This window comes from Rania fehmarnensis (assembly GCF_056494185.1).
The window spans coordinates 4,254,798-4,267,730 of sequence record NZ_CM151398.1 but is presented as its reverse complement, the minus strand read 5'-3'; the positions used below and the strand labels follow the sequence as shown (position 1 = coordinate 4,267,730).

The 12,933-nt window shown below is 52.3% G+C and carries 6 protein-coding genes; 5 read left to right on the top strand and 1 reads right to left on the bottom strand.

Features of this window, described 5'->3' with window-relative positions; translation table 11 throughout:
• The first annotated feature begins 467 nt into the window (after positions 1-467).
• The 5 genes from SH573x_RS14380 to SH573x_RS14360 all read left to right on the top strand — a co-directional run bounded on the left by SH573x_RS14380 (position 468) and on the right by SH573x_RS14360 (position 11,374).
• On the top strand, positions 468-965 hold the full coding sequence (locus SH573x_RS14380) for a hypothetical protein (RefSeq protein WP_479356119.1): 498 nt from the start codon (positions 468-470) through the stop codon (positions 963-965).
• Between the two features lie 257 nt (positions 966-1,222).
• The gene (locus SH573x_RS14375; RefSeq protein ID WP_479356117.1) at positions 1,223-1,618 is read left to right on the top strand and encodes a BlaI/MecI/CopY family transcriptional regulator; all 396 of its coding nucleotides are present in this window, start codon (positions 1,223-1,225) and stop codon (positions 1,616-1,618) included.
• Positions 1,611-6,755 (top strand): M56 family metallopeptidase, encoded by a 5,145-nt coding sequence (locus SH573x_RS14370; RefSeq protein WP_479356115.1) that lies wholly within the window; start codon positions 1,611-1,613, stop codon positions 6,753-6,755. Before SH573x_RS14375 ends, SH573x_RS14370 begins: the two co-directional genes overlap by 8 nt.
• Positions 6,756-6,947: 192 nt before the next feature.
• Positions 6,948-7,349: a BlaI/MecI/CopY family transcriptional regulator gene (locus SH573x_RS14365; protein WP_479356113.1), complete on the top strand. Its 402-nt coding sequence runs from the start codon at positions 6,948-6,950 to the stop codon at positions 7,347-7,349.
• Entirely contained in the window at positions 7,346-11,374 is a 4,029-nt protein-coding gene (locus SH573x_RS14360; RefSeq protein WP_479356111.1) for a M56 family metallopeptidase, read from the top strand. The genes SH573x_RS14365 and SH573x_RS14360 overlap by 4 nt, the downstream gene beginning before the upstream one ends.
• 136 nt (positions 11,375-11,510) lie before the next feature.
• Here the strand turns inward: SH573x_RS14360 and SH573x_RS14355 are convergent, their stop codons facing one another.
• Positions 11,511-12,131, bottom strand: a complete 621-nt coding sequence (locus SH573x_RS14355; protein ID WP_479356109.1) for a hypothetical protein — start codon at positions 12,129-12,131, stop codon at positions 11,511-11,513.
• Positions 12,132-12,933: the final 802 nt, after the last annotated feature.

The following is a 12,933-nucleotide window of genomic DNA, read 5'->3' as shown; positions in this document are numbered from 1 at the left end:
AGGTAAAAGTAGCCAAGGTCAAGACCAGAAGCGCAACGTACAAGATTAATCTACTCGTGTTGGCAAGCGATGATTTAAAACCCGTCTCTGGGGCTACGGGGCGATGTCACAGTGAGCTCAAGCAATTCGACGGCGACAAGCTGTTGCTTTCTGTAACCTTGAAAGAGGGCGAATCGAAACCAGGTCGAGTTATCGTCGGCTTCGTGGCCGCGCGTGGCAATCTATCAACACTTTCCTTAGAAATAATTGCAAAGGATGCAAGCGGTAGCCGAGTCTCATACCTGCTACCTATGAAAGATTTTGTCGCAAAGCCCGAAGGGCCGACACAACCCTAGCCGGTGGTGCTCCCCCGGTTACGAAGAATATAGAACCAGAAAGGCCGAAGGGCTGAAAACAGCAAAGCCCAGCGGACTGCGATGTCAATCAAACAGGAATCTGGCAATCAACTCACCCATTGGAGAACACTGATGAAGCAAATCCTAACGCCACTCACGACCATTTTATTGTTTACCTTCGTCTTGCCGCTATATGCGGATTACGGCGTGACCGATCACGGAACTTGGCCCGAGAATTGGCCCAAGGAGTTGGAACCGCTGCGAAAGCAATCGCGAACGTTTGAAGGCCCAAAGCAGCCACTGCTTGCATATGCGATCCCATTCACCGAGCGCGCCGACTTCGAGGCCGCGTGGCCGCACTTACTCAAGGTGAAAAGCAAGGGAGCACCTATCGTTCTACGACGTGGTCCAAGTTTTTGGATAGATGGGAAGAGCCCTGGCGTTTGCATCCACACTCCGCCTAGAGGCCAAGTCGCCATCGCTGACGCAAAAGATGCCAAAGGAAACTGGGAGCAAACGATCTATATCGAACTGATTGTTGACGGCGAGATCATCGATCTCAATCGAATCCAACTTCCGCCCGATACACCCGTTATCGACGAACGTTTCAAGGCGCCAACAAGCAAATGAGATATCTAACACGAACTGTAGTTTGCATCACACTAAGCGTCCTTTGTTTCACGAACTCTGCCTATGCATTGTATTCGGTAGCCAACAAAGGACTTTGGCCGGATAGCTGGCCATCCTTTGTTTCGAAGAATCGAGTTGGCAGGAACCTGTGAAAGAACTTGCAATTCTACGCGTGTAGATTTTCTACATTGACATCCGGCGACCTTGATCGTAACATCTACAAGCGTAGATATTGCGGGCGTGAACAAGGAGATGCGATGAGACGCGTGAATCCGACGGAACTAGAACTGCAAGTATTGAAAGTCTTATGGGAGCAGTCGCCGATGACCGCTCGAGCGATTCGCGATCAGCTGGCGGAGCAAGGGCGTTCGCTGGCCTATACATCGGTCATCACAACCGTTCAGCGAATGGTGGACAAGCAGCTATTGAAACAGCTTGATCCGACAGAAGGTAAGGCCTTTCGCTTCCAGCCGCGCGTCAGCGATTCTCAAGTCACTCAGGGAATGTTGGGCGAATTCGTTGATCGCGTATTTGATGGGTCGGCGGAAGCGGTGGTGCTAAGTCTGTTTGATGCTGCCGAATTGGACGAAGACACAATCAAACGTCTGCGTCGCGTGTTCAACCAGAAACTGCGGGAGATGAACAATGAGTGAGCGTCTAAATGAACTGTTGTTGCTGGTGGGAAACGACCTGAGTCTCCGCTGGATGTTCACGCTAGCGCATTTTTTGTGGCAAGGCACCTTGATCGCTTTGGCTGCGGCAATATTTGCTAGAGTTTTTCAAAATGCGTCGGCGTCATTGCGATATGCAATCTACGCCGCAGCCCTATTTGGTTTTCCAGCCTGCGTTATTGGTACATTTGCAATGGTAGATGTGCCTGACGCCTTGCGAAAGACGTCACGCGCAGTTGTCAAAGTCGATTTTCCAGCGATTCCTATTCTTGAACAAGACTCTGGTCTCATCGCGGATCAGCCGGGGGCCAACTCAAGCTTGACACCATCGCCCTCACTCCCTGAACCGACTATCGAGAATATAGTTGCTAGTAATCCAGTCCCGATGATTCCGCCACAATCCATTGCGTCGCCACGGTTTTCATTGATCAGTTTTATGTGGTTGGCTCCTTGGATTTCGGCCGCTTATCTTTGTGGAGTTGTCCTGCTTCTGATGCGGCTCGGCAGGGCGCTTTGGGGCGGGCATAGACTGCGGTCCATTTCGCAACCACTTTCAGATTCTGCAGTGATCCAAGGCATGCGAGAGCAGGCAAATCGAATCGGTCTGCGAGTGATTCCAGTGGTAGGGTACTGCGAACGGGTCGCTGTGCCGACCGTGGTTGGTGTGTTGCGTCCAATGATCTTGCTGCCCGCTTCGATCATGACAGGATTGACGTCGCAGGAACTGTCTGCTGTTCTGAGTCATGAGCTGGCCCATATTCGGCGATACGACTTGTGGATGAATCTGATGCAGCGTTTGATCGAATCGCTGCTGTTCTTTCATCCGGCGGTATGGTTCATCAGTCGGCGACTAGGGGCTGAACGAGAGATCTGCTGCGACGATTTGGTCGTGCAATCAGGCCACACGCCGATGAATTATGCCGGTGCCTTGTTGAGAATGGCAGAACTGTGTGTTGCGGTGAACAAATCACAACTTGCAACCCTCGCCGCTGCTGGGCATTCCCCAAGCGAACTAGAACGTCGCATTGAACGACTGATGAATATCAGGCATCAGGCAACGCTGCGACTTACGCGAGCCGGAGTCATGCTCGTGATTGGATCACTGCTTACCTGTATTGCAACGCCTGCCATGCTTGTTGCGTTGGCACAGTCGGATACGCGAGAACAGGCGAAATCAGACGCATTTTTGCAGAGTGTACCCACGGACTTCGATCTGGCCACCAGCAGGAATATTCGCTGGCGAGTACCACTTGGTTCCGTCACCATGCGAGCTCCGCTTGTACATGACGATCATATTTACGTCGGCACTAACAATGACCACGCTTACAATTCGCGATATCCAACGAGCGTTGACTTGGGAGTACTGCTCTGTTTTCAAAAGTCGAACGGCAAGTTTCTGTGGCAGCATTCCAATGAAAAACTCCCCACGGGCCGCGATCATGATTGGCCCATGCAAGGTGTGACAAGCCGTCCCTATGTGGAAGGCGATCGTTTGTGGTACATCACCAATCGATGTGAGCTTGTTTGCTTGGACACTCAGGGGTTTCACGATTCGGAAAACGATGGATTCGTCAAAGATGAGCAACTGGCGGAAGCAAACGACGCAGATGTTGTGTGGCGTTACGACATGATGGATGAACTTGGCGTTCGTCCGCACAACATTAGCACCTGCACTGTCGCGGTATGGAAAGATCGAGTGTTTGCTGTGACCGGAAACGGTGTTGACGAGTCTCATCAAGCTGGTGTGGCGGATGCCCCGAGTTTCATTGCAGTCGACAAACAAACGGGCAAGCTGTTGTGGTCGGACGATTCGCCAGGGCAAAACGTCCTGCACGGACAATGGGGATCGCCGCTCATCGCGGAAATTGCGGGCAAAACGCAAGTCATCTTTCCTGGCGGCGACGGTTGGATTTACAGCTTTGATCCGTTGGGCACTGGGGACGGAAAGAGCAAGTTGATCTGGAAGTTCGACTGCAATCCGAAAGAATCGGTGTGGATATTGGGAGGCGGATTTAACGGAGGTAGTCGCGGCGCACGCAACAACCTGTTGCACGCGCCAACGGTCGACAAGGGATTGCTTTACATTGCCATGGGAGAAGATCCTGAACACGGTAGCGGACCAGGTCGAGTTTGGTGCGTTGATCCAAGTGGCACTGGCGATGTAAGCCCCGAGTTGGTCTTTAACAAAAGCGATCCGGACACACCAGTCCCTCATCGCCGCGTTCAAGCTTGCATTGTCGAAAATGGTGACTTTACACGACCTAATCCAAATTCCAAAGCCGTGTGGCAGTTTACGGGACAGGATGTCGACGGCAACGGCAAGCTGTCCATTGAAGAAACGATGTCGCGCAGCCTGAGTACGATTTCGATCAAGGACGATTTGCTGTTCGTCTCGGATATTGAAGGCATCCTGCATTGCTTGGATCGTCGCACTGGATTGCAGCACTGGGGATTTGATTTAATGGCAAACATTTATTCAACTCCCATGATCGCAGGCCAGTATGTCTACCTCGGCGATGAAAATGGTGCCCTTTCAGTTTTCGGTTGTTCGTCGGATCCGAAAGTCGCTATCCCCAACGGCGCTCCCCTCCGTCAGATGAATTTTAGTAATAGCATCAGTGCATCGATGATCATGGATGAAAGCGTAATGTACGTTGCCACTCGAAACGAACTAGTTGCGATTGGCGAGACGCAAGGAAAAGCACAACAAATCGATCTGGGCGATTTGAAGGTTGGCGATCCGAGCGTTAAGGACAGGCCGAAGGACCGGACGACGCCGGATGAATCAGACGCGTCGGCAAAACTCAAACAAAACTCTGGCCACGAGGAGAAGAATCCAATCCTCGGCCAGTGGGATGTGTTGTCGACGCCCGGAAGCAACAGTGTGGTTCCAATTGCGGAGTCGACGACGCTGAAATTTTCTGAGCCCGATAAATTTGATCGCTATGTACAAAAGCAGAATTACGTAGAATTCTCTACCGGCTCGTGGAAACTCGAGGGCGATAAAGTCTCGGTGAAGTTCCAATCGTTTGTGATGCAGCCAACCGACCAAGCGAAAGGCGAAGCGACATTGGAGATCGTGGCGCCCGATACACTATTGCTCGACGGAACTCGCTTTCGCAAACGCTCCGCCGCGACGCCGGTAACACTTGCAGCGAGTCATCCATTGCATGATTTGGCGAACGAATTGCTGGCAAAGCTGAACGCGGATACTCCTGCAGAAACTTGGCAAATTGTAAATCTCAGCGATCAGCCAACGGTGGTCGCTCGGCAAGTCGTTGACAACTTTGATGCAACGAAGTCAGCCGGTTATCGCTTGGTGCTCGCGCGAGATTACCGTGAATCAGGAAACCTGATGCAACAAGCGGTTATGTTACCAACTGACCAGCCGTTTCGATGGCGGACCGAACAGATCGAAATCGTGCTGTGCGCTGAACAACCATTGAAGGCTCCCATTGAGTTGAGATCGCGCATCGCGTGGTTGCCAGCCAAGTCACGTTGGCCAACTTACGACATGTGCTTAGGAGACGGGCTGGGTTACACGTGGTTTGTGCGAGCTCCGATGCAAGTAGGCTATTCATTGAAGTATGAGTTGCAGCTTGCGGGCGGCGACGACATGTTTGATGCGTTAGTTCAATCTGCGATTTCTATGAAGAACATGCCGCCCGCCGCTGATTCTCAAATGGCTTCGGCGTTGTTATCGGCCCATGGTGATCGCGCCGTTGCCGCTGTGGAGCAAGCTGTACGCAGGAAGAAGCCACAGGAGGACCTTTCTCGCCTCATCGGTTGCTTATCCGGTATTCGAACCGATGCGTCGACCAGGCTGTTGATTCAACTTTATCAATCTGACGATACGGACATTCGCAGTGCAGCAGCATACTCCCTGATCAACAAACCGTATCGCCCTGAAGCCTCGCCGGTTTATCTCGATTTGCTCAAGAACCGCATGAGAGTCGAAGCCGCGAGTGCAGCTTGTATCGAACTGGGCCTGAAAGATGCGATCCCGATTTTGAAAGAGCTGTTCTCGAACACCACCAAGCCATCTTCTTTGCGAGAGCTAATCACGATCTTTGCAGCCCGCCGAACTTTGGAAGGCAATCCGATTCCAAAATCGCTGTTGGAGGCGTCTGAAGTCATCTATCAATCACGTCCATCTGACCCAATTGATGAAGGCTCTGTGATTGGCAATGCAGTCAAGCAGTTCACGGAGTCCAAGGATTACGAAGCGGTGATCATGTTAGCGCTGGAGATGGCCAATTATACAATGAAAGCTTCGTTCGAACACATTCGTGCTATCCGCGATCACGGAACGGCGATTCTCAAGTCGCAAAAGAGTGCTGAGGCGGTTTTCTTCGCTACGAGAGTTTTGGATTCCTTGGACCCGCGTGAACGCGAGCAGATTTTGCAAGCCATGAACCCCCTCGTTCAGCCCAACTCTGTACTAACGCCTTCCCCACAGCCGAGCCCTTATCAGCCTGACTCCAATACCACATTACCCGCAACGAAGCCAGTGCCGACGGGTCCAAGAAAGTTGGTCGCCACCATCTTCGGTACGACTGTCTTTCTCGATCAGTTGGAGCCTGAGGAAAGTTCGAAAGCGGAGCTCAGAAAACTTCCTCAGGACCAGGCTGCAGCCAAGCGACTCGAAATGATGGGTGAAGTGTTGCTCAGGATGATCGCTCGCCGCGCCGTCGAAGATTACGTGCGTCGCGAACGGATCGAAATCACTCCTGAGATGTCCAACAAGCTGTTCGAAGTCGTTAAGACAGGGGAGTTGCCCGCCCATCCCGGGTCAACGATGAGCGACGATAAGCGCCGGGCGGGGTTGCTGTTCATGATGCGTGCCTCGCTCATGGATTGGCTTGTGTGCAAGTCGCTTTACGAGAAATACGGTGGCCGCGTCGGCATGGGAAGTCTCGGTCTGTGGATCGCCGTCGACGGACGGAACGAACTGATGCGCGAGTATCTAAAGAAAGGCTCGATCGTGATCAATGACGCGGAGCTTGAAAAAGCTTTCTGGAATGCTGCCAACAAACCCAATTTCGCCGATGCTTATCCCAAAGGCGAAGAACTCAAGCGTCTCATGGCGACCCCGCCGCTTTTTGGCGATCGACAGTAGTAGTTGGTCAGGCCGAACGGTTGGTTGCTGTCGCATAGTCCCCGCCACACGACGAGCAATCTGCACAACCGACGGACCGAACAGCTTCGGCCTAGGAGACGCTATTTCTATTGTTCTAGAGATAGTCTTGACTCGAGCGTGTTGCGCCCATAAACTCTAGTTAACTAGAGATTAAGTACGAAAGGGCGAACTATGGCGAGACCACATTCGGAGTATCCAACGGAGTTGGAGTTGCAGATACTGAAAGTGCTGTGGGATACCGAGCCGATGACGGTTCGCGAGGTGCGAGATGCACTTGCTGTCGGTGGACGTGATCTGGCACATACAACCGTGATCACCATGCTGGGCACCATGGTCGATAAAGACCAGATCGAAAAGCTTGAGCCGACTCAGGGTAAAGCGTTTCGGTTTTCGCCGCTGCTGAAACGTGAGGATGTTTCTCGAGGCATGCTTGGCGATTTAGTCGAACGAGTCTTCGATGGTTCGGCCGAAGCGGTGATGCTGAGTCTGTTCGATGTGAAGGAGCTCAACGAAGATGAGCTTGCTAGCCTTCGCAAGTTGCTGAACAAGAAAATGCGGGAGGCCAAGTCATGAGTCGTTTCTCGATGGATTGGTCGGAGCTTTCGCTGCAAGTGGTCATCACGTTTGGCCATTATTTGTGGCAGGCTTGCGTTGTTGGTTTCGTGCTGTTGGTCGCTCAGCACGTAGGCGAGTCTCTCCGAGATTCGCGTTCTCTTCTTCGACTTCGTCGTGGTAATGTCAGTCTCGGAGAGACTGACCTACGTGGGGCGAACATTCGCAACACGATCGCCTGCGTTGCCTTTTTCTCACTACCGATCTGCGTTATCGCTACCTTCGCGTGGGTTCATCAATCGCGCGGGCCGATCGTGTTGATTGCAAGTGATCCAGTTGAGTCGCCAATGGCGACAGCAAATGAAGCCATCCCCACAATGGCTAACGCAGAAGCTCCCGAACTATCACCGTCAGCAAGGCCAGTTAATGCGGAGGTGCTAGCGACTGAATCGATCGAACCGCCGACTCTTGTGGAGGAGCCCCAGACTTCACGAATAAACCGCATTCAAACATTTGCGCCGTACCTTTTGCTCGCTTACATAGTCGGTGTCGGTTTTATGTTGGCTCGCTTCTTATTGTCGATCATTGGCAGTTCCCGGCTGCGTCGAACCATTCAGCCGATTGCGGATGTCAAGTTGCTGAGAACCATCGCGGAACAATGTGCCCGCGTAGGTTTGAAGCGAATTCCTGTCGTAGCTCTTTGTCAGCGAGTATCAGTGCCGGTTGTGGTTGGCATCGTCAAGCCGATGATACTTCTGCCACCTGTGTTGTTGTGCGGTCTTGATCCAAATCAAATTGCCGCGATCCTCAGTCATGAGTTGGCTCACATTCGGCGATACGATTTGGTCGTCAATTTTCTGCAGCGCATCGTCGAAGCATTACTCTTCTTTCACCCAGTCACTTGGTGGATCAGTCGCCGTGTAAGTATCGAACGCGAGAATTGCTGTGACGATGTAGCGGCGGCTTGCATGGGAAGATTGCCCTATGCGGGAGCGCTATTGCAAATGGCGGAGCTGTGCATTGGCAACGACCATCGACGCAAAGCGGCTCTGGCAACCTTGTCGGCAAGCGGTAGCAATTCCACGGACCTCGGCTATCGCATTCGGAGATTGATCGGTGCTGAAGAAACGACTCGAGTGGGATTTACACGCCGCAGCGTCAGCATAGGCATGGCATTGATCTCATTGCTAGCCGTTTCACTCGTGGCATGGGGGCAGAATCAAAAATCGCAGGATGAAGAATCGGCGGATGAGGCAATGCAGATGATCTTCACTCCTGTACCGCTTTGGCAAACAAAGCTCGCGGCTGATGACGCGGCCTCTGAAATGTTTCGCATTTCACCCATGGTTGTTGCCGCGAACCGCGTGCTGAGCATTGGAAAGGATTTCGATCTGACAACGGGGATGGAAATCCAGAAACCTTTCGATCGTTTACCGCGAAGCTACGAATTTGAAGTTACGCTTGACCCCGTCTTTCGTCGCAGGTCATCGGATCATAAATACATCGTTGAAGCTTCAAATCGCGCGCCAGGGAAAACCTGGTCAATGCCCTCGTATGATCTGAGGGTGCTGCGAGCGAAAAACGGGTCACAAGTGGGTGTCACAATCACAGCCGCTGGGTTTTTTGGATCGTTTGATTGTGATGTGGATGTCGAGAATGGTGGCGATTTTCTTCTGCTTGGTTCGGGCGATGAAGTTCGAGTCTACCGCACTGAGACTGGTCATGTCGAAACGACGATGCCGGTCAAAACCAAACGTGTTGATGCGGTCGCCATCAGCCCTGATCGAGAGTGGCTAGTTGTCTCTGATCAAAACGACTTGCACTTCTGGAGGTGGCGCGATCAGACTCCGGTAAAAACGATTCATGCAGGCCGCAAGATCGATAGCCTGGTGTTTACACCGGATGGTCAATATCTGGCTGAAGGGCCTGATTCGGGTGACGGCATCCAGATCCGCGACATGCGGACACTGGAAATCAGCGCGTCGCTCAAGGACGAAGTCGGTTCGCCGTTAATGGTGAGCTCGATGGATATCACGCCTGACGGTCGTTATCTGGTTGCCCACAATGAAGTCTCCGTCGATAAATCGAAACTTACGATTCCGCATCGCATCCACGTGTGGGACCTACAGTCTCGCGGCAAGCCAGTCTTCCAGATCGCCACCGGTGAATGGGTGCGCAAGGTAGAGTTTAGCGACGATGGGCGGATGATCGTGGGTGAGTTCAGCGGAGCAGCGCACGGCGCCTTGCTGGCCGCGTGGCAATTACCAAACGAAATAGTCCAACGACAACTTGATTCTCCGATCGACTCCAAAGATCGGCTTGGCGATGGCATCCAGTGGTCGCGTTTTGGGGACGAGAACGGTCTCCTTTCCGGCGCACGATTGATACTGCCCAAAGACGGACTGAAACCAGGTCAACCGCTGGTTGTTGAGTATCGATTAGCCAATGTTTCGACGGGAACCAAGACGCTGAAGTGCTACTTAAACAAAGGAATGCAGTTCACTTCGCTTGGCCACGGAAATCGCATCAGCGGCTTTGGACTCGACCGGCAACGCGAGCCCGTGACACTCACAATCGAACCCGGTGAAGTCTTCATCGACATCAAACATCTCGTTTCGATCGACACAACAGGATTGGAACCTGGTGAGTATCATGCCGCGTTAGGTTCGGCATTTTTCTATCCCGACTCAGTTGAGCCGAATACGACGCGCGAGATTCCCCATCGAGGCAGCATGCCGTTTACGATCGTTGGCGAATCAACAGTGAAGATACTTGAGATACCCAAAAGCGATATTCATTGGGGCAAGCCAATCGCGGGACTTCAGGTCGGAGCACGCTTCACCGACGATCCGAAGGCGTATTCAATCGGCGCAACGATCGAGGCAGATCTCTTTGTCGCCAATGTAACCGAGCAACCGATCGACTGTTCGCTCGCCTTGCCGCACCCAGGCGATGGTTGGCTGTTTAATGTGGAAGACAAGACCGGTTCCACAATCATGTTCGAGCGGCAACCGCCCGTGGATTTCTTCAGCCCCCAGCAGTACGTCCATCTCAAACTTGCTCCCGGCGCAGTAGCACCGATTACGGGTGTAAGCGTCCTCTCATCGTATTCCAGGGCTTCATCGAACGATGCTTTCTCGACCACTTTACCCAAAGCTAGGTTTCAGGTTGTCGGAACGAAAGAGGACGCCGAAGCGCCAAGGAAAGACGGCAGCGAAAAGATTCAGGGAAGATTGGTAACGCAAGGTGGCACGTACTCTGCGATCTTTGATGTCACGATTCTTCGCTCTGAGATTCCGGCCCTCCGATTGGAACTCGTTTCGGGCAACGTTCCGTTCTCTGTGGTCGATAAAGATGATTTAGCCAATGTCGCAGTCGACGACGAAAAGGAGAACAATTCGGAAACCGCCGAGACTCAGGAGCCGGAAAGTTCTTCAGGTGCTAACGCCCAAACCGACCAAGTCGAAACCAGCAAAACGACGGAGGTCGATCGGTCCTACAGTGCAGAGCGATTTCGATTGGCGGCGAATCAAAAACCTACGAATTCCAACTGGATCACCGCACCTCAAATTTGTGTCGGCAAGGCGTATTCAGAGACCGCAAAGGCCACGAATTGGAAATGGGACCAAGAACTACGAGCTTCGTTGGCCAAGCCTGAAAATGGCGAGATGCTTGCCAGCGTTCTGCCTGGCGTTGGCGCAGACTTTGTGGTGACGGTTAGTTTGCAATTCATCGACGATGCGCAGTGCCGTTTGATCGTTGGCGAGACGACATTCGACGTCTCACAAGCCACTCAGCATACCAAGATCAAAGTCGGGGAAAAGGAACACAAGTTCCGAAACGACGACAAAGCTGACGAATGGACGCTACTTCAAATACAACGCCGCAACAACTTATTGTCCGTTCAAGTCAACGAGCAATCATCCATCAATCTTGGCACGATAGCCGGTGCAATCCCAAAGATCAGTATGCAATCCTCGCGCGGAACGATTGCGGTCAAAAATTTCGTTGTGACTGGGAACGTACAAAAGGTCAGGAGGCGATAAAGCCTATGATGATCACGGCGGCAGTTATCCCGGTCGGCCATGAATCGTCTGGCTCGCGTTTTTTAGCACGAGATTGAAGGCCGATTCGGTTCAGGCCGTTAATGAGCTTTTTCACATCTGCAATTGGTGTGCGATCCTAGCCCTCTCGTTTATTCAGATAGTAGCCTCGGCCTGAAACTTCAATCAAATCAGCAGTGGCAACGACTGAATCGATGGAGTTAATCAAGAAGTATCCTTGGTCGACTGAGGGCTGAAGAAATGCTCCGAGAAAATCGTCCCACATGTAGGTTTGCAGGGCTTCGGCTAATGCTACAGGCGTGTTCAACAATTCTTGCATCGGCGGATAGCCTACATCGCGCAAAGAACATTCGCAGCTGGGGGCTCCGATCGAGTCGTCGTGCTTCAGTTCGGCTATACACTGCTCGTAATCGCGTTCAAGCCGCCGCGCAAACTCCGATCGCGCTACTTTCAACACATAGCTGTCGACGGGGCAATCATATCGAAACTGGCCAAAATTCGACGTCTCCCAGCGCAGGGCATCGAGCGAAGTTGTTGCTCCGCCCACAAGGACGATCACGTCAAATGGAGGCGTTGCAAACTCTGCATCGAGGATTTCGTTGATCAACTTTTCCAGTGAGTCGTTGTGACAAACTGGCGTCGGGCCGCGCAGGTGCTGACGCAGCGGTTGGAGATGGAGCATGCCATTTTTGGAGTGCGCGATGCGCTGAAGCTGGTCGTAACGCTGGTCTCTTGTCATCGCATTCTTCTTTGGGAAAATGCAGCCCGCAGTATAGGCGACGGGCCGAGTGGGTCGCGTAAGTTTACTGCCGGTAGGTCATTCAGCACTTTGGAGCATCAACAGGCCTATCTCCTCAAGGGTTGGATTGGTGCTCGAATAAAGAAAGTATCGACAAACAAATCGTTTTGGTAGACATCGTTGAGTTAACTCTGCTTCGCGAAAGCCGCTCGCAATTCCTATATGATGAGGCACCACTCAGTAGACCCGGCGCAATCAACTCGGCGAACATCGACTGTCACCATCAAAATCTACTCTGCCCAATTCTATCCCTGCTACTAGTCCCTCCGCCACTGCCTTCCAGTTCTGTATATTGACGGTAATTTGAGCTACTTCCTTGGGGATACAAATCGGTTGGCTTCGCTGAATACATAGAAACTTCTTACCTGTCATGAGTTCCAATTCTCCTGTTACTAGTTGAAAAATCACCCGAATCGGCTGTCCGTTGCATGAAGACGCGCGACACTGGGTATTTTAGACACACAAAGAGAGAATTTTTTGAAGTGAGTGTTGATTGCTACCTCCACGTGCTTAGTCCTGCTCCTGCTCGAGCATCACGCTGGCAGACTAGGAGTAGGAGCAAGCGCACCGATGCCATAGACTTTCAGCAGACTGCCTCACGCAAAAGCGCCAAGCCGCGAAGAGCTGACGCAAGTATCTTTGCGCCTTCGCGCCTTTGCGTGAGGTAAGTGTTGATGAGCACAATTGCATCTCCAGACCATCTTCATGCTGCCACACCCAGCCACCAAGATGAGTCTAGTGC